Source organism: Flavobacterium sp. (assembly GCF_044369455.1).
GTDB lineage: Bacteria > Bacteroidota > Bacteroidia > Flavobacteriales > Flavobacteriaceae > Flavobacterium.
In genome coordinates this window covers 117,274-136,495 of the sequence record NZ_JBIPLW010000001.1, presented here as the reverse complement: position 1 = coordinate 136,495, position 19,222 = coordinate 117,274, and the positions used below count along the sequence as shown (strand labels likewise).

General features: G+C 36.3%; 13 protein-coding genes and 1 tRNA gene. All 14 read left to right on the top strand.

The window, feature by feature from the left end; translation table 11 throughout:
• Position 1 precedes the first annotated feature (1 nt).
• The 14 genes from ACIQ2L_RS00600 to ACIQ2L_RS00535 all read left to right on the top strand — a co-directional run bounded on the left by ACIQ2L_RS00600 (position 2) and on the right by ACIQ2L_RS00535 (position 19,097).
• Positions 2–349: an FtsL-like putative cell division protein gene (locus ACIQ2L_RS00600; RefSeq protein WP_396155410.1), complete on the top strand. Its 348-nt coding sequence runs from the start codon at positions 2–4 to the stop codon at positions 347–349.
• On the top strand, positions 340–2,358 hold the full coding sequence (locus ACIQ2L_RS00595) for a penicillin-binding protein (protein ID WP_396155408.1): 2,019 nt from the start codon (positions 340–342) through the stop codon (positions 2,356–2,358). Before ACIQ2L_RS00600 ends, ACIQ2L_RS00595 begins: the two co-directional genes overlap by 10 nt.
• Positions 2,355–3,818, top strand: a complete 1,464-nt coding sequence (locus ACIQ2L_RS00590) for a UDP-N-acetylmuramoyl-L-alanyl-D-glutamate--2,6-diaminopimelate ligase (protein WP_396155407.1) — start codon at positions 2,355–2,357, stop codon at positions 3,816–3,818. Before ACIQ2L_RS00595 ends, ACIQ2L_RS00590 begins: the two co-directional genes overlap by 4 nt.
• Before the next feature lie 74 nt (positions 3,819–3,892).
• The gene (gene mraY, locus ACIQ2L_RS00585; RefSeq protein WP_396155405.1) at positions 3,893–5,119 is read left to right on the top strand and encodes a phospho-N-acetylmuramoyl-pentapeptide-transferase; all 1,227 of its coding nucleotides are present in this window, start codon (positions 3,893–3,895) and stop codon (positions 5,117–5,119) included.
• Positions 5,119–6,453 (top strand): UDP-N-acetylmuramoyl-L-alanine--D-glutamate ligase, encoded by a 1,335-nt coding sequence (gene murD, locus ACIQ2L_RS00580; RefSeq protein ID WP_396155404.1) that lies wholly within the window; start codon positions 5,119–5,121, stop codon positions 6,451–6,453. Before mraY ends, murD begins: the two co-directional genes overlap by 1 nt.
• 78 nt (positions 6,454–6,531) lie before the next feature.
• Positions 6,532–7,821, top strand: coding sequence for an FtsW/RodA/SpoVE family cell cycle protein (locus ACIQ2L_RS00575; protein ID WP_396155402.1), 1,290 nt, complete (start codon positions 6,532–6,534; stop codon positions 7,819–7,821).
• A gap of 1 nt (position 7,822) precedes the next feature.
• The gene (gene murG, locus ACIQ2L_RS00570; RefSeq protein ID WP_396155400.1) at positions 7,823–8,941 is read left to right on the top strand and encodes an undecaprenyldiphospho-muramoylpentapeptide beta-N-acetylglucosaminyltransferase; all 1,119 of its coding nucleotides are present in this window, start codon (positions 7,823–7,825) and stop codon (positions 8,939–8,941) included.
• Between the two features lie 145 nt (positions 8,942–9,086).
• Entirely contained in the window at positions 9,087–10,427 is a 1,341-nt protein-coding gene (gene murC / locus ACIQ2L_RS00565; protein WP_396155399.1) for a UDP-N-acetylmuramate--L-alanine ligase, read from the top strand.
• Positions 10,424–11,146 carry a cell division protein FtsQ/DivIB gene (locus tag ACIQ2L_RS00560; protein ID WP_396155397.1) on the top strand — a complete coding sequence of 241 codons (723 nt, stop codon included), beginning with the start codon at positions 10,424–10,426 and terminating at the stop codon, positions 11,144–11,146. Before murC ends, ACIQ2L_RS00560 begins: the two co-directional genes overlap by 4 nt.
• Positions 11,147–11,152: 6 nt before the next feature.
• Positions 11,153–12,535, top strand: a complete 1,383-nt coding sequence (gene ftsA, locus ACIQ2L_RS00555) for a cell division protein FtsA (protein WP_396155395.1) — start codon at positions 11,153–11,155, stop codon at positions 12,533–12,535.
• A gap of 111 nt (positions 12,536–12,646) precedes the next feature.
• Positions 12,647–14,668 carry a cell division protein FtsZ gene (gene ftsZ / locus ACIQ2L_RS00550; RefSeq protein WP_396155394.1) on the top strand — a complete coding sequence of 674 codons (2,022 nt, stop codon included), beginning with the start codon at positions 12,647–12,649 and terminating at the stop codon, positions 14,666–14,668.
• A 91-nt stretch (positions 14,669–14,759) separates the two neighbouring features.
• A complete protein-coding gene (locus ACIQ2L_RS00545) occupies positions 14,760–18,350 on the top strand; it encodes a T9SS type A sorting domain-containing protein (protein WP_396155393.1) in 3,591 nt (1,196 codons plus the stop codon).
• Positions 18,351–18,515: 165 nt separating this feature from the next.
• Positions 18,516–18,965: a GatB/YqeY domain-containing protein gene (locus tag ACIQ2L_RS00540; protein ID WP_396155391.1), complete on the top strand. Its 450-nt coding sequence runs from the start codon at positions 18,516–18,518 to the stop codon at positions 18,963–18,965.
• Between the two features lie 58 nt (positions 18,966–19,023).
• Positions 19,024–19,097 (top strand) — tRNA-Arg (locus tag ACIQ2L_RS00535).
• The last annotated feature ends 125 nt before the right edge of the window (positions 19,098–19,222 follow it).

Here is a 19,222-nt window from a genome sequence, read left to right as displayed (position 1 = left end):
CATGAAAAAAGGCGTATACGGCATATTAAAAGCGAGGTTTTTGGTGAATGAAGATGCCACTAGAAACTGGCGTTTTATAGTTTTCCTTTTCATTCTAGCGCTCTTAATGATTGCTAATACACATCGTTTTGAGCAAAAAGTTTTTCGCATAACCGAATTGACCAATGAAGTAAAAGAATTGAGGTCAGAATTTGTAGACAAACGCTCCGAGTTAATGAAGTTAAAAATGGAATCGACTGTTTCAGAAAAAATGGAAGAAAGAAAAATTTTCCCATCGTCAGTTCCTCCACAAAAAATAAAAATAAAAAAACCAGTAGAAAAAAGTTTCTTTCAAAAATTATGGCAGTAGAAGATAAACATATCTCTTACCGAATTTATTTAGTTGCATGCTGCATCTTTATAATGGCGGCATTAATCACTTTCAATTTGACCAAGATTCAATGGTCTCAAGGTGATTACTACAGACAATTAGCGAAAGAACGAACCGTAAGAAACTTTATTATTCCAGCCAATAAAGGAAATATTTATTCTGCTGACGGTAGCTTGCTCGCAACATCGATTCCGAATTACAACATACGATTTGATGCTGTGGCGCCAAAAGGAGATTCTTTCGAAAAAAATGTGAAGCCATTATCCGATTCATTATCGAAAATGCTCGGCAAACCAAGCTCTTTTTATCACACGCAATTGCGTATAGCACATACCAATAAAAACAGGTATTTATTAATTGCACGTGATTTGAGTTATACCGAATATATCAAAATTAAAAGCTTCCCACTTTTTAATTTGGGCGCGAACAAAGGCGGAATGATTACCGAACAGGAAACGGTTCGTGAACATCCAATCGGGAAAATTGCTGAAAGAACCATTGGTTACGATCGTATTGACGAAAATGGAATGCGTGTTGGTAAAGGAATTGAATGGTCGTTTAGAAAATACCTGAACGGAAAAGATGGCAAAGTCCTAAAACAAAAAATCGCCAAAGGCCAATGGAAACCTATTCGCGATGTAAATGAAGTGGATCCGCAAGATGGCTATGATGTGATTTCTACAATTGACGTTTACATACAAGACATAGCGCACCATGCTTTGTTGAAACAAATAAAAGAATTCAAAGCTGAACACGGTTGTGTGGTTGTAATGGAAACCAAAACGGGAAAAATTAAAGCGATTTCCAATTTAGGGAAGTTAAAAGAAACCGATTCAACTTATTTTGAAACCGAAAATTATGCAATAAAAGAATCTCACGAACCTGGTTCAACTTTCAAATTGGTGGATATGATTGCTTTGCTTGATGATCATAAAATTGACACTAGTAAAGTTTATGATTGTAAAGGAGGAGTAATAAGTTACCCTTCCTTTAAAGGTAAAAAAGTAAGAGACTCTCACGAAGGAGGTTGGGGTCGTATTTCATTAGCAAAAGGATTTGAAGTTTCTTCAAATACTGTTATGGTTCAGGCCGTTTACGAAAATTATAAAAATAACCCAAAAGAATTTGTTGACAGAATCGACAAAATGGGTTTAAATAAACCTTTAGGATTACCATTTCAAGGAGAAGGCAAACCTTATATTCCACAACCTGGTGATAAACATTGGAGTGCTATATCGTTGCCATGGATGGCTTATGGCTATGGGGTTTCTGTAACACCTTTACAAACGTTGACTTTGTATAATGCTATTGCCAATAATGGCGAAATGGTTAAGCCACAGTTCGTTTCTGAAATAAAAGAGTGGAATAAAATCATCAAAAAATACGACAAGCAAGTTATAAATTCTAAAATCTGCTCCGATGAAACTACCAAGAAATTGAAAGCCATTCTGCAGAATGTAGTTAAAAAAGGAACAGGTTCAAAACTGTATTCTAAAGATTTCTCTATGGCTGGTAAAACCGGAACAGCGCAAGCCAATTATGGAAAAAATGGTGGAAATGACAAACATTATATTTCCTCTTTCGTTGGTTTTTTTCCCGCAGATAACCCTAAATATTCTTGCATTGTTGTGGTTCACAAACCAAATACTACGGGCAATAATTATTATGGTGCCGATGTTGCCGGACCTGTTTTTAAACGCATTGCCCAAAAGATTTTTACCGATTCTCCATCAACAAATGAAATAAAAAATCTAAACAAGAAAACACAAAAACAAGAACTAGCTTACAATCAATACGGTATAAAAGCATCGTCAGAAATCAAGTTTATTCCAAACTTAAAAGGAATGAGCGGAATGGATGCGGTGGCGCTGCTAGAAAACTTAAAGTTAAAAGTAAAAGTTATCGGCGTTGGTAAAGTAAAAAAACAATCGATTCCAGCTGGAGAATCATTAAACAAAAACAAAACAATCATACTCGAATTATCGTGATTATTTTAAAAGACATATTATATAAAGTTGCTATCGAAGCGGTTAAAGGTTCGACAGAAATGTCTATCAATAAAATTGAATTCGACTCTAGAAAAGTAGTTCAGAATGATGTTTTTGTCGCCATCAGAGGAACTGTTTCTAATGGGCATGAATTTATTGAGAAAGCGATTAATCTTGGTGCTACCGTAATTGTTTGTGATACACTACCAGAAATTATTAGCGCCGGAGTTACCTATATTCAAGTAAAAGACACTAATTCGGCTCTAGCATTTTTGGCAGCGAATTATTATGGAAATCCATCACAAAATTTAAAGCTAATTGGGATTACAGGAACTAACGGTAAAACAACCATCGCTTCTTTATTGTACCAATTATTTCAAAAAGCAGGGTATAAAGTGGGCTTATTGTCAACCGTGAAAATCATGGTTAATAGTATAGAATATAAAGCTACCCACACAACTCCAGATTCATTGACAATAAATTATTATTTGGCCGAAATGTTCGAAGCAGGTGTTGAATATTGCTTCATGGAAGTGAGTTCACACGGTGTTCATCAAAAAAGAACAGAAGCATTGCATTTTGCAGGTGGTGTTTTTACCAATTTGTCACACGATCACTTAGATTATCATCCAACATTTGCGGATTATCGAGATGTAAAAAAATCTTTTTTTGATCATTTACCAAAGTCCGCCTTTGTTTTAACCAACATTGATGATAAGAATGGTTTAGTCATGATTCAAAATACTGTCGCACGGAAACTAACCTATGCTCTAAAATCTTACGCCGATTACAAAGCACAAATTTTAGAAAACCAACTATCTGGATTGTTGCTAAAGATTAACGAAAGTGAAGTTTGGGTTCGTTTAATAGGAACTTTTAATGCCTATAATTTATTAGCTATTTATGGTACTGCAGTAGAATTGGGAATGGATAAGTTAGAAACTTTAAGATTATTATCTGAATTAGAAAGTGTTTCTGGTCGTTTTCAATTTATCGTTTCTAATGATAAAATCACGGCTATTGTCGATTATGCGCATACTCCAGATGCTTTAGAGAATGTACTAAAAACCATCAATGATATTCGAACCAATAACGAACAATTGATAACTGTTTTAGGTTGTGGTGGCGATAGAGACAAAACAAAAAGACCAATTATGGCGAACATTGCCACGTCTATGAGTAATAAAGTAATTATCACATCTGATAATCCAAGAACGGAAGATCCTATCGATATTATATCTGATATGGAAGCGGGTGTTGAACTCCAAAATCAAAGAAAAACATTGTCAATTGTTGATAGAAAACAAGCCATAAAAACTGCTTGTCAGTTGGCAAGTACAAATGACATTATTCTAATTGCTGGAAAAGGGCACGAAACCTATCAAGAAATTAACGGCGTGCGACAGGATTTTGACGATATGAAAATTGTAAAAGAAATTTTAGAACAACTGAACAAATAATTAAGTAAAGTTCCGAGTTGCGGGTTTAAAGTTTAAACTCCCAACCCGAAGCTCCCAACCCGAAACTATAAAATATGTTATACTACTTATTTGAGTACCTAGACAAAACAATGGATATTCCTGGGGCAGGAGTTTTCCAATACATTACTTTTCGTTCCGCTTTAGCATTGATACTTTCACTGATGATTTCTACCATTTATGGAAAGAAAATCATCACTTTCTTGAGAAATCAACAAGTTGGTGAAACGGTTAGAGAGTTAGGATTAGCTGGTCAAACTCAAAAAGCAGGAACGCCAACAATGGGTGGATTAATCATCATCGTTGCTACCTTGATTCCCGTTTTGTTGTTAACCAAATTAAATAATATTTACATCATTCTTTTGATAGTAACCACATTATGGATGGGAACTATAGGGTTTATTGATGATTATATCAAAATTTTCAAGAAGGACAAACAAGGTTTAAAAGGTATTTTTAAGGTAATTGGTCAGGTTGGTTTAGGGGTAATTGTAGGTTCGGTATTGTATTTCAATCCAACGGTTACTGTCAGAGAAAGATCAGCAACTCCAATATCTTTTAATCAAACTGAAAATGTAATTACAGAAACCCCAGCCGAAATTAAATCGACAGTAACCACAATTCCATTCACAAAAAACAATGAGCTAGATTATGCCAAAATCATCGAATGGACAGGTGAAGGGTATGAAAATTGGGCATGGTTGGTCTTTATTCCCATCGTAATTTTCATCATTACTGCCGTTTCAAATGGAGCGAATTTAACTGATGGAATTGATGGATTGGCAGCGGGAACTTCGGCTATTTCTGTACTCGCACTTGCGATTTTCACTTTCGTTTCGGGTAATATGATTTTGTCCAATTATTTGAATATCATGTACATTCCAAATTCTGGAGAAATGACGGTTTTTATTGCCGCTTTTGTCGGATCCTTAATCGGATTTCTTTGGTATAACTCCTATCCCGCGACCGTATTCATGGGTGATACAGGAAGTTTGACTATTGGTGGAATCATTGCGGTATTGGCTATTTCAGTTAGAAAAGAAATGTTATTGCCTGTATTGTGTGCCATCTTTTTTGCAGAGAATTTATCGGTTATCATGCAGGTTTCTTATTTCAAATATACCAAAAAACGATTTGGTGAAGGAAGACGGATTTTCCTGATGTCGCCATTACACCATCACTATCAAAAGAAAGGCTATCACGAAAGTAAAATTGTAACGCGTTTTTGGATTGTGGCAATTTTATTGGCTATAGTTTCTATTGTGACTTTAAAATTGAGATAATGCAACGGTTGGTAATACTTGGTGGAGGGGAAAGCGGTGTTGGAACAGCCATTTTAGGGAAGCAACAAGGATACGATGTTTTTGTTTCTGACTTTGGAAGAATAAAGGACAACTATAGAGAAGTTCTTAAACTTTATGAAATTAAATGGGAAGACGAAACCCATACAGAAAATCTGATTTTGAATGCAGATGTGGTTATGAAAAGTCCAGGCATTCCCGAAAAAGTAGCAATAGTAAAAAAGTTGATAGAAAAGGGAATTCCAGTGATTTCAGAAATAGAATTTGCAGCGCCATTTACAACAGCAAAAACAATCGGAATTACAGGCAGCAATGGTAAAACAACGACAACGATGTTAACCTATCATTTGCTAAAAGAAGGTGGGTTAAATGTAGGATTAGGAGGGAATATAGGGAAAAGTTTCGCCTGGCAAGTAGCTGAAGAAAAGTACGATTATTATGTATTAGAATTGAGTAGTTTTCAATTAGATGGAAACATAAAATACAGACCAGATATAGCAATACTAACAAATATAAGTCCAGATCATTTAGATCGATACGAATATAAATATGAAAACTATATCGCATCAAAATTTAGAATAACGATGAACCAAACTGAAGAAGATTACTTCATATATGATGCAGATGACAGCGCCATTTCAGAATGGTTAAAACAAAACAAAACAAAAGCCCAATTAATTCCTTTTTCATTAACAAAAACATTTGAAAACGGAGCCTTTATAAAAAACGACACTATGGATATTATCATCAACAACGAGGAATTTGAAATGAAAACTGGAGAAATTTCTCTAGAAGGAAAGCACAATATGAAAAACGCTATGGCGGCAACATCGGTTGCTCAACTGATGAAAATCAGAAAGGAGACCATTCGTATGAGCTTGTCCAATTTTCAAGGGGTGGAGCATCGTTTGGAAAAAGTGCTTAAAATTCAGAATGTGCAATACATTAATGATAGTAAAGCGACCAATGTAAATGCTACATTTTTCGCTTTAGATAGTATGACCGCACCAACCGTTTGGATCGTTGGAGGTGTTGATAAAGGAAATGATTACAGCGAAATAATGTCTTTGGTAAGAGAAAAAGTGAAAGCCATAATTTGTCTTGGTGTTGACAATAAAAAAATTATTGATGCTTTTGGTAATGTAGTTGATATGATGGTTGAAGTAAACAATATGCGTGATGCTGTGATAACTGCAAAACATATTGCAGAAAAAGGAGATGCCGTTTTATTGTCACCAGCTTGCGCCAGTTTTGATTTATTTCAAAACTATGAAGACAGAGGAAATCAATTTAAAGCAGCCGTACAAAATTTGTAAAAATTTAGATGCTAGTTTCGGGTTTCGAGTTACACTTGAACCCGAAACCCGAAACTCGCAACCCAAAACATATTCATAATGAAAGAACTACTAAACAGTTTAAAAGGAGATAAAGTCATCTGGGCATTCGTTGTCTTGTTGGCACTATTTTCGTTTATGCCTGTTTTTAGTGCAAGTAGCAATTTGGCCTACATGCGTCATGGTTCTGGTAATGCTTTCACCTATTTGCTTAAACATGCTGCACAAGTATTGGTTGGTTTCTTTATTCTATACAAGGTGCATAAAGTTCCGTATCATTATTTTAAAACCATTTCCAAAATTTTATTACCTGTTGTTTGGGGCTTGTTAATTTATACATTGCTCAAAGGAACTATTATAGATGGTGCCAATGCGAGTCGGTGGATTCAGATTCCCTTTATAGGCATAACCTTTCAAACATCAACTTTAGCATCAATTGTATTGTATGTTTTTGTTGCCCGTTATTTGTCTAAAAAAAGAGAAATGCCTATAACGTTTAAAAACTCCCTTTGGGAATTATGGACACCTGTTTTTGTTACGTTAATTTTTATTCTTCCAGCTAATTTTTCTACAGCAGCCTTAATATTCTCAATGGTAATTATGTTGGTTTTCATTGGAAAATATCCGTTGAAATATATCGGAATCATACTCGGAGCCGGAATAATTGGATTAACATTTTTCATCCTAGTAGCCAAAGCGTTTCCCGATGCTTTTCCAAACCGCGTAGATACTTGGATTAGCCGAATAGATAATTTCACTAGTGACAAACCCGATGAAGATGATTACCAAATAGAGAAAGCGAAAATCGCTATTGCCTCCGGTGGTCTTTATGGTCTGGGACCGGGAAAAAGTGTTCAAAAAAACTTCTTGCCACAATCTTCTTCCGATTTTATCTATGCCATTATTGTAGAAGAATATGGATTAGTTGGTGGATTATGCGTTTTAGGATTATACCTTTTGTTATTATTCCGATTTGTAGTAGCAGCACACAAAGCCAATTCGCTTTTCGGAAAACTCGTAGTGGTTGGATTGGGTTTTCCCATTATTTTTCAGGCATTGACCAACATCGCTGTTGCAGTTGAATTGCTGCCCGTAACCGGACAAACCTTACCATTAATTAGTAGTGGCGGAAGTTCTATTTGGATGACGTGTATCGCCCTTGGAATTATTTTAAGCGTGACCAAAAAAGATGAAGAAATAGCAGAAGAACAAGCAGAAAAGCAAAAACGTGAGGATGCTTTACAAAAGCTAATCGATAAACAATTAAAGGAAGACGAAGCAGCGGAGTTGGAAGATTTTTCAATTGTGGATGCTGCTAATCCGATGAATGTTGTTTTAAATAAAAAGTAAAATGAGCAAACTAAAATTCATATTAAGCGGCGGCGGAACCGGTGGACATATCTACCCAGCCATTGCTATTGCCAATGAATTAAAATTGCGTTTTCCAGATGCTGATTTTCTTTTTGTGGGTGCTAAAGACAAAATGGAAATGCAAAAAGTTCCTCAAGCAGGTTATAAAATTGAAGGACTTTGGATTGCAGGTTTACAACGAAAGCTTACAATGCAAAATTTGATGTTTCCATTGAAATTGATCAGCAGTTTAGCGAAAGCTCGAAAAATAATTAAACAATTCAAACCCAATGTTGTAATAGGAACAGGAGGATTTGCTAGCGGACCATTATTGCAAATGGCAAATAGTATGAACATTCCAACACTAATTCAGGAGCAAAATTCCTATCCCGGAATTACCAATAATTTGTTGAGCAAAAAGGCCAATTCGATTTGTGTGGCCTATGAAAATTTAGAGCGCTTTTTTCCGGCAGCTAAAATTGTTTTTACCGGCAATCCTGTGCGTCAAGATTTATTGAATGTTGAAACGAAAAGACAAGAAGGAATTAACTATTTCAAATTGGATGCTAAAAAGAAAACCCTATTAATTCTCGGCGGTAGTCTGGGTGCCCGAAGAGTAAACCAATTAATTGAAAAAGAATTAGATTTTCTAGTAAAAACTGGTGTTCAGGTATTTTGGCAATGTGGCAAATTGTATTATGAAGACTATAAAAAGTATAATTCAAAAAATGCGCAACCCGAAACCCACAACCCGCAACTCGTAACTGTAGTTTCATTTATTGACCGAATGGATTTGATTTATGCAGCTGCCGATTTTGTGATTTCGCGTGCAGGAGCATCATCGGTCTCAGAGTTATGTTTGGTAGGAAAACCAACTATTTTTATTCCATCACCCAATGTAGCCGAAGATCATCAAACCAAAAACGCTAAGGCAATTGTCGATAAAAAAGGAGCAATCCTTCTAAAAGAAACCGAGTTGGATGAAAAATTTGAAACAGTTTTCACTGATTTAATTTCTAATGAAAATTTACAGCATGAATTAAGCCAAAACATAAAAAAATTGGCAAAGCCAAATGCCACAAAAGATATAGTGGAACAAATAATAAAACTAATTAAATAACAAATCAAAAACTTTGCGCCTTTGTGCCTTAGCAGCAAAATAAAAACCATAATGAATCATTTTAGTAAAATTAGTAATCAAATAAAATAAATCCCTTTCCGTTTCGGCTCCCCTCTCCTTTGGAGAGGGGTTGGGGGTGAGGCAAATGAACCTAAACCAAATACATAACGTCTATTTCATCGGAATTGGTGGCATCGGAATGAGTGCCTTGGCTCGTTATTTCCAGAACATTGGCAAGAATGTTGCAGGTTACGACAAAACGCCAACCATGCTCACAGAGGAATTAATTAAAGGCGGCATGTCAATTCATTTTGAAGATGCTATTAGCTTAATTCCAACTGATTTTTATGTCGAAAATACTTTGGTGATTATCACACCGGCAGTTCCAATAACACATTCAGAATGGAATTATTTTATAGAAAGAGATTACGTAGTCAAGAAACGGGCGGAAGTTTTGGGCATTATTACTAAAGATACTTTTTGTTTTGCCGTTGCCGGAACACACGGGAAGACCACAACATCAAGTATTCTTGGACACATTTTATATGAGAGCGGAGCTGATGTTACTGCTTTTATAGGTGGCATTGTAGAGAATTATAATTCCAATTTAATCGGTGAAGGTAAAACAGTAACTGTAGTAGAAGCAGACGAATTTGACCGTTCGTTTTTGCAATTGCATCCAAATATTGCCTGTGTGACTTCAATGGATGCCGACCACTTGGATATTTATGGAGATGCCACTGCGATTGAAGAATCTTTTAGAGAGTTTGCGGATAAAGTTGAAGATAAAAACAAAATGTTTGTTCCAAAAGGATTGCCGTTAGAAGGATTAACCATCGGAATAAATGAAAACGCCACTTTCAAAGCGTTTAATATCCGAATTGAAAATGGTTATTATGTTTTTGATGTGCAAACGCAGTCTGAAACAATCGATAATTTAAAATTTGGTTTGCCTGGAAGACACAATTTAATGAATGCCTTGATGGCTTTAGCGATGGCTAAGACTTATGGTACCCCGACCGAGTCCATTGCTAGAGCCCTGGCATCATTTAAAGGAATTCAGCGTAGATTTTCGTATCAAATTAAAACAGATAATTTGGTATACATTGATGATTATGCTCATCATCCAACTGAAATTAATGCGGTACATCAAGCGGTTCGAGAGTTGTATCCAAATGAAAAAGTATTAGCAATTTTTCAACCACATTTATTCAGCAGGACTAAAGATTTTGCAGACGATTTTGCCAAAAGTTTATCACAATTTGACGAGATTTTATTATTAGATATCTATCCAGCACGAGAATTACCCATGGAGGGAATTTCTTCAAGTTGGCTGCTTTCAAAAATAGAAAATTCAAGTAAAAAATTAGTTTCAAAAAGCGATGTAATTCCGTCAATTTTAGCAAGTAAAGCCAAAATAATTGTAACAATCGGGGCAGGTGATATTGGTGAATTAGTTCCTAACATTAAACAAGGGTTGTTATGAAAATTTTCACTTGGACAAATATTCGATTAGCATTGATGATTGCAGTCGTTATCTTCCTGTTTTCGTTCACTTCTTATCGAAATGCGATGCGCAAAATCAAGAAAACAGAGGTTGTTTTTGTGGGAGAAAATGTACTTTTTTTGAAGTCTGAAATGGTTAATAAATTGTTAATAGAAAAAAATCAAGACCTAAAAACAATCAATAAAGTTGATTTAGATTTGAAGAAATTGGAAGCTTCTGTCGACAAACAAGAATTAATCCAAAAAGCAGATGTTTTTGTCAGTGTTGATGGTGTTTTAAAAGCGGTGGTGAAGCAAAAAACACCAGTAGGAAGAGTGTTTGATGAGTCGGGTTCTTTTTACATTGACAATGAGGGAAATAAGATGCCGTTATCAGATAATTATTCAGCGAGAGTGCCACTACTATCGGGGGAAATTACAGTAGTTAAGAAGGAAAAATTATCTCAAGTTCTAAGGATAATTAATGAAGATGATTTTTTGAAAAAAAATATCATCGGTATGCAAGTTTTGCCTAACGGTAGCTTGATTATGGCGAACAGAAATTATGATTTTCAAATTGATTTCGGGCGGACTATTAACATTGAGAAGAAATTTAGAAATTATAAAGCATTTTTTCAGAAGGCAGTTTCGGATAGTACCTTGAAAAAATACAAAAGGATTAACCTGAAGTTTACTAAGCAAGTAGTTTGCATTAAATAGAAGATTATGGAAAAAGAGAATATTGCAGTAGGATTAGACATTGGAACAACCAAGATTGTTGCCATGATTGGCAAGAAGAATGAGTATGGCAAGTTGGAAATTTTGGGTGTTGGAAAATCCAAAAGTCTAGGTGTGGCTCGTGGCGTTGTGAATAATATTACTCAAACCATACAATCAATTCAGCAAGCAGTTATTGAGGCAGAAGCAAACTCAGGCTATAAAATTAACGATGTCGTGGTTGGTATTGCTGGGCAACACATTCGAAGCATTCAGCATACAGATTATGTGATTAGAACCAATCCTGAAGAAGTAATAAGCGGAAGAGATATTCAATTGTTAATTGATCAAGTAAATAAATTGGCAATGCTTCCTGGAGAAGAAATTATTCATGTATTACCACAAGAATTTAAAATTGACGGGCAATCTGAAATTAAAGAGCCAATCGGAATGTACGGTGGAAGATTGGAAGCGAGCTTTCATGTGGTTGTTGGTCAGGCATCCTCTATCAGAAACGTGGGACGATGTATTCAGAGTTCAGGAATTGAATTATCTGGATTGACTTTAGAACCTTTAGCTTCGGCTGATGCAGTGTTGAGCCAGGAAGAAAAAGAAGCTGGTGTTGCTTTGATTGATATTGGCGGAGGAACAACAGATTTAGCCATTTTTAAAGATGGAATTATTCGTCATACCGCTGTAGTTCCTTTTGGTGGAAACGTGATTACAGATGACATCAAAGAAGGTTGTTCAATCATTGAAAAACAAGCCGAATTATTAAAAACAAAATTTGGTTCAGCATGGCCTGGTGAAAATAAAGACAACGAAATCGTTTCGATTCCAGGATTACGCGGAAGAGACCCAAAAGAGATTTCATTAAAAAACTTGTCTAAGATTATTCATGCTCGTGTAGTTGAGATTATTGAGCAGGTTTTCACCGAAATAAAAGCGTACGGACATGAAGACCCACGCAAGAAACTGATTGCCGGAATTGTATTGACTGGCGGAGGTTCACAATTGAAACACATCAAACAGTTGGTCGAATACATCACCGGAATGGATACGAGAATTGGGTATCCCAACGAACATTTGGCAGGCAATTCAAGCGAAGAAATTTCAAGTCCATTATTTGCAACAGCAGTTGGATTAGTAATGAACAGTATCGAAAACAATTCGAATAGCGCTTATAAAATTGAATTAAAAGAAGTTATAGTCGAAGCTCCGAGACAGGTTGTTTTTCAACAAACAATAGTGGAAGAAAAAATGGAAACGGTCTCCGATGCCATAGAAGAAGAAATTAATCTTGAAACAGAAACTACTGAAAACAAAATTAAAAGATCATTTTTTGACCGTTATGTGGAAAAGATTAAAGATTTTTTAGATAACGCTGAGTAAAAGTGATGATTGGTCATTTTCCTGCCTTTCGGCAGACAGGTTGGTGATCAGAAGGCACTGGAAGATAAAAACAGAATTTAGAATATATAATACCTAATAAAACCAAGAAGTATGATAAGCAACTCAGAATTTGGAAACATCTCATTTGATTTACCAAAAAATCAATCAAATGTGATTAAAGTAATCGGAGTTGGTGGCGGCGGAAGTAACGCTATCAATCACATGTTCAAACAAGGAATCAAAGGCGTTGATTTTATTGTTTGTAATACCGACTCACAAGCACTTCAAAATAGTCCAGTACCTAATAAAATTCAATTAGGAGTTTCCTTAACAGAAGGACTTGGAGCTGGTGCAAACCCTGATGTTGGTCAGCAATCAGCCATAGAAAGTATTGGCGACATCGAAAAAATGTTGGATACCAATACAAAAATGGTTTTCATAACAGCAGGAATGGGAGGCGGAACCGGAACCGGAGCTGCTCCAGTAATCGCTCAATTGGCCAAAGAAAGAGGCATTCTTACCGTTGGAATTGTCACAAAACCGTTTCAATTTGAAGGAAAAGTGCGGTATGAACAAGCATTGTTAGGCGTTGAAAAGTTAAGAAAACAAGTAGATTCTTTGATTGTTATCAATAACAATAAATTGAGAGAAGTATACGGAAATTTAGGTTTTAAAGCCGGGTTTTCAAAAGCTGACGAAGTTTTGGCTACTGCTTCACGCGGAATTGCGGAGGTAATTACGCACCATTATACTCAAAATATTGATTTAAAAGATGCTAAAACAGTATTATCCAATAGTGGTTCAGCAATCATGGGTTCTTCTACTGCAACTGGTGAAAATCGTGCAAAAGAAGCTATTATTTCAGCTTTAGATTCTCCATTATTGGATGATAATAAAATCTCAGGAGCCAAAAACGTATTGTTGCTTATCGTTTCAGGTTCTAGTGAAATTACTATTGACGAAATTGGAGAAATCAATGACCATATTCAATCAGAAGCCGGACACGGTGCTAATATTATTATGGGTGTTGGAGAAGATGAAACACTAGGTGAAGCTATTGCGGTTACTATTATTGCTACTGGTTTTAATGTAGAGCAGCAAAACGGAATTGTAAATACAGAAGCTAAGAAAATAATTCACTCATTAGATGGTGAACATAAATTAGAGCGTGATTTGACGCAAAAACCAGTTGAAGTTTTCCAAGCGATTGATACTAAGGTAAAAGAAGAAAAAATTATTTTCGAGTTAATCGAAGATGACTCGAGCGAAAGCGTACAGGTGCAGCTAAATCCTGCGGCCATAACTTCTATCGACGAAAACGAATTGATTGCTATGAATCATTTTATCAGAAACCTTGACGTGACTTTTGAAATCATTTCACCAATAAATGATATCGATTTCAAAGTAACAACTCCAGAGGTTAAAGACTCGAGCGTTAGCGAACAGGTGAAGCAAATGAAAGTTGTTGCCCCAGTTATCGATGAGAACCTGAAACAAGTTCAGGTTGAAGAAGAACAAATCACTTTTACTTTCGATATGCCGGCAATGCCAACTTTTGAAAGGGTTGCGGACATTGAAAAAATTGAAGCTGTAGAAGAAAGCAGAATCGTTTTTGATTTGTCTGAATCTCCAAATGATATTGAAGTGAATCAGCCAGTACAATTTGTGCCAATGACCGAACTTAACGAAGAAGGAATTATCAAGTATTCTTTGGAGGAATATATGGAGTTAGAAAATGACTTGTTGAATTCAAAACCAGTGGCTGCAGCTATTGTTGAAGAGCCAATCGCTGAAGAGTTGAAGTTAACAATGAAAGTGGAAACTACCGAAAAACCAACTTCAATTGTAAGCCATTTTGAAGATATTTCGCCAGTCGAAATGACTATCGAGGAAACCTTGAAACACAGAGCAGACGATAGAAGAAAGAAATTAAAAGAATTCAATTATAAATTCCATAACAATCCTTCAAAAATTGAAGAAATGGAAAAAGAACCAGCCTATAAAAGGCTTGGTTTAGATTTGTCAAATACTACGAATACCGATACAAACTCAAGAATGTCTATAGGAACGGATAGCAACGATGATGTGCAGTTGCGTTCTAACAATTCTTTCTTACATGATAATGTGGACTAGTCTAAAGATTAACTCAAAATCCTTAACCCGAAAATCATTGTGATTTTCGGGTTATTTTTTTACCTTAGCAATTAAATTCAACGTGTATATCATGAGAACAAGATTACCTCTATTCTTTTTATTGGCATTTTCGACCAATTTTTTTGGTCAGATAGGATTTGATGAAAACATTGTCACAGGTTATTCTTATTCTACTGTTTGGGCACAGGTGGTCAAGACTGCTGATCTTGATGGCGATGGGGATTTAGATGTCATTGCTTATGGAAAAGGCTTAAACTGGTATGAAAACATTGATGGTTTAGGAAATTTTGGAGAAAAGAAAATCATCTCAGCGGAAATCAGCAATTCTTCGGAGAACCAGATATTATATACTGCAGACTTCGACAACGATGGCGATATTGATTTGATGGGTTCAAGAGACAATAATCTAACGGTATATGAAAACAGCGATGGACTGGGGTCTTTTACAGTTATGCGGCTTTTTACGTTGGGTGCATCCTACCCTGCATTATCAGCAATGCCTATAGATATGAATGCCGACGGCAATATGGATATTTTGGTTTTTTACACCAACGGAGGCGGCGCATTCCAAGGTTGGATTTCGTGGTTCGAAAATGACGGTACCGGAACTTTCGCAGCACAGCAAATTATCAATAATAACAGTAATGATTTAATTTACGGCTCACATTTATTCGCCGATGATATGGATGGCGACGGCGACCCCGACATCATCCTCGGATATAGAAACTACAATAAAATTGCATGGTTTAAAAATAATGGAAACGGTACCTTTAACGCACCAAACACAATATCTACTACTGCTAGCGGAATAAACTCTGTTACAACAGCGGACGTTGATAACGATGGCGATAAGGATATTGTTGTTACACAGCCAACTGACAACCAGGCGGTCTGGTATAGAAATTTAGACGGGTTAGGTACCTTTAGTAATGAAAACGTATTTACTTCCAATGCCACAGCTACCAAAGCAGTTTTTGTAGGCGACATCAACAATGACAACCTTAATGATATTATTTATACCGGTACAAACGAAATAGGATGGATTGCCAACAACGGTTCAGTTAATTTCGGAAGCACACAAGTCATTACAAATAAAGCTTATGACGTACGCTATGTAATAATGGCCGATTTAGATGGCGATGGAATAAAAGACCTCATTTCGGCATCTTTTGCTGATGACAAAATAGCGTGGTATAAAAACCTCGGGAATACCAATTTTGGCAGTCAGGTAGTCATAGCGCGTAGAATAGATAGTCCAAATAATGTTTATGCGGGTGATTTTGACGGCGATAATGATATTGATATATTGGTAAACTCTATTTATGATTCCAAATTAACTTGGTTTGAAAATGTAAATGGAATTGGTTTTTACGGAAAAGAACATCTTATCTACGAGAGTGTAACTACTGGTAACATTATGCCGTATTCCTATCCTGCCGATTTTGATGGAGATGGGGATTTAGACATCGTGACAGTAAGGAATTCGATATTGTTCTGGTACGAAAACGACGGGCAAGGAAATTTTAATGTCGAACACCTAATCGACTCTACCAGTTCAGCAACGATCATCCGTTCAGCAGATATAGATGGCGATGGTAAAAACGATATAGTATGCGGGGTTTATAGTGCTGATCAGTTATCATGGTACAAAAATATTGGATCAGGCAACTTCAGCACTGAGCAGGTAATTGCAAATCTGAGCGGTACTAATGGTGCTCTGACTTCACTCGAAATAGCAGATATGGATGGGGACAACGACATGGATATCATTGCGTCGTCATACACCTGGACTATGTGGTATTATAAAAATACTAATGGTTTAGGAGCATTTACACTTGTAACTAATCTTACATTTAGATCGAACATGGCGGTGTATCCGGCCGATATAGATGGTGATGGCGATAAGGATATTGTGGCTGTAAGCTCTTTGGGCGGTGGTGGTTTTGATGCAGTAGTTTGGTTTGAAAACACAACCGGGCTTGGGAATTTCAATACCAAGCATCCAATTTCAACATTGTCAATCCATGGGGAGTCAATCCATGCGGCTGACATTGATAATGATGGTGATATGGATGTTATAACTGGTGGCGGAACTACCACTGAACCACAATTTGCATGGTATCCTAATAACGGCAATGGTACGTTTGGGACGAGGCAAATCATCCAGAACCTTTTGAATCTCACAGATGGTGAATGTGTGACTACTTCCGATATTGACAACGACGGCGATTTGGATATTATAACAACATTTAATTACTCACCAAATTCGACTATTGGGAAAGCTTCTGTATTTGAGAACCTGGGACTTTTGGGCAATACAATACAAGGAAGAGTAGTGATTGATTCCGATTCCAACGGATGCTCTGGCGATGACATCAAGGGAAGTAGTCTTATGGTAATTTCAGATAACGGAGCCCATAGTTTTTCTACCTTTACAGATCAAAACGGATCGTATCATGTGGCTACTACAGCAGGTAATTTTACAACGTCAATTACCTCACAGCTCCCAGACTATTTTGTTTCCAATCCAGCCTCATTTGCCATTAATTTTACTGGTCTTAATAATCCGGCGGCGATAGGCAATTTCTGTGTGGCACCTGTTGGTGTAGCAAACGATTTGGATATCACAGTATATCCGTTAAATATTCCACGTCCCGGATTCACTTCACGTTATCGCGTAATTTACAGAAACAAAGGTACAATATCCTTAAACGGTACTGTGAATTTTGAGTACAATAATATGAAAATAGCTTTCGCGAGTGCAAGCCAGAACATTTCAGCACAAACCGCAAACAGCCTAGCTTTTGATTTCACTAATCTACAACTTTTTGAAACAAGAACAATTGATGTAAACTTTACGGTTTTCTCTCCGCCTGTAACCAATTTAAATGACCTACTTTTCAGTATGGTGACCATACACCCTGTCTCTGGAGATAATAGCCAGGAGGATAACAGTGCTACGTTGAATCAAAGAGTAATAGGTTCCTATGACCCAAATGACATTACGTGTCTTGAAGGCAATCAGGTGCTAATTGCTGATGGTGATGAATACCTTCATTACATCATCCGTTTCCAAAATACGGGGACAGCAAACGCCATAAACGTAAGGGTAGAAAATATTTTGGACAGTAAACTGGATTGGACCTCAATGCAGCTCGAAAGCTTGAGCCATAGCGGCAGAGTAGAGATAAACGATGGAAGTGAGGTCAAGTTTATCTTTGATAACATCCATCTTCCGGCCAGTACGATAGATGAGCCACGGTCGCACGGTTTCATTACATATAAGGTAAAGCCACGAAGCAATGTTGCTGTTGGGGATATTGTCAATAACACGGCTGATATCTTTTTCGATTTCAATCCGGCAATCGTCACTAATATCGCTGCTACCCAGTTTGTAGATGTATTGTCAGTTGCGGAAAACGACGCCAATAAATTTACAATCTACCCAAACCCAACAACCGGATTGTTAAACATCGAGGGAAACAAAATGATTGATAAATTGACCTTAATTGATATTAACGGAAGAATCCTTAAGGAATTTCCTTTTGATACCCCAACATCAGTTGCGCAATTAGATATAACCGATTTGACAAGAGGGATTTATTTCCTGAAAATTAGTTCAGATCAAGTCAATGTCAATATGAAAATCATCAAAAGATGACCCACTTCAATACAATTTCCAATGTGAATGACTTGGTCCACTAAGATTAAATCCTAACCTGAAAATTTCATTGAAATTTTCAGGTTATTTTTTTTACCTTCGTGAAACTTATAATAGTTTCAAAATCTGTTAATCTAAGTATATAATATTATAACAATTTAAATTATGAGTTTATCAACCCAAGTAATGGACGAAATGAAAAATGCAATGCGTGAAAAAAACACTATTGCTTTAGAAGCGCTTCGTGCCATTAAATCAGAGCTTTTATTAGCGCAAACTTCATCAGGATCTAAAGAAGAAATCTCCGAAGCTGATGAAATCAAAATATTGCAAAAGTTGGTAAAAATGCGAAAAGACAGTGCCTCAATTTTTACCGCACAAAATCGTCCTGATTTAGCGGAACCTGAATTAGCTCAAATTGCTATTATAGAAAAATTTCTTCCAGCGCAACTTTCAGAAGTTGAAGTTGAAGCCATTGTTGCTAAAATTATTGCAGAAACTGGAGCATCAGGAATAGCTTCAATGGGGAAAGTAATGGGATTAGCTTCAGCACAACTTGGTGGAACTGCAGAAGGAAAAACCATTTCGACCATTGTAAAAAAATTATTAACGTAATTTAGATTGTTGGATTGTTAGATTATTTAAAAATCTAAAAATCCAATAATCCAATAATGGCCTCGTAGTTCAACTGGATAGAATATCAGATTTCGGCTCTGAGGGTTGGGGGTTCGAACCCCTCCGAGGTCACGAATAAAACAAAACAGCGAATAAAAAAGCAAAGTTCACTTTAGCTTTTTTATTCGCTGTTTTGTTTTTCAAAGCGGAGCTTTGAGGGAAGTTGCGCAGCAAAATCCCTTATATTTTCAAAGCGG

Bases quoted from the DNA above. Each gene is read 5' to 3' on its own strand.
- ACIQ2L_RS00600 (WP_396155410.1), top strand. From the start codon at position 2: ATGAAAAAAGGCGTATACGGCATATTAAAAGCGAGGTTTTTGGTGAAT.
- ACIQ2L_RS00595 (WP_396155408.1), top strand. From the start codon at position 340: ATGGCAGTAGAAGATAAACATATCTCTTACCGAATTTATTTAGTTGCA.
- mraY (WP_396155405.1), top strand. From the start codon at position 3,893: ATGTTATACTACTTATTTGAGTACCTAGACAAAACAATGGATATTCCT.
- murD (WP_396155404.1), top strand. From the start codon at position 5,119: ATGCAACGGTTGGTAATACTTGGTGGAGGGGAAAGCGGTGTTGGAACA.
- ACIQ2L_RS00575 (WP_396155402.1), top strand. From the start codon at position 6,532: ATGAAAGAACTACTAAACAGTTTAAAAGGAGATAAAGTCATCTGGGCA.
- murG (WP_396155400.1), top strand. From the start codon at position 7,823: ATGAGCAAACTAAAATTCATATTAAGCGGCGGCGGAACCGGTGGACAT.
- murC (WP_396155399.1), top strand. From the start codon at position 9,087: ATGAACCTAAACCAAATACATAACGTCTATTTCATCGGAATTGGTGGC.
- ACIQ2L_RS00560 (WP_396155397.1), top strand. From the start codon at position 10,424: ATGAAAATTTTCACTTGGACAAATATTCGATTAGCATTGATGATTGCA.
- ftsA (WP_396155395.1), top strand. From the start codon at position 11,153: ATGGAAAAAGAGAATATTGCAGTAGGATTAGACATTGGAACAACCAAG.
- ftsZ (WP_396155394.1), top strand. From the start codon at position 12,647: ATGATAAGCAACTCAGAATTTGGAAACATCTCATTTGATTTACCAAAA.
- ACIQ2L_RS00545 (WP_396155393.1), top strand. From the start codon at position 14,760: ATGAGAACAAGATTACCTCTATTCTTTTTATTGGCATTTTCGACCAAT.
- ACIQ2L_RS00540 (WP_396155391.1), top strand. From the start codon at position 18,516: ATGAGTTTATCAACCCAAGTAATGGACGAAATGAAAAATGCAATGCGT.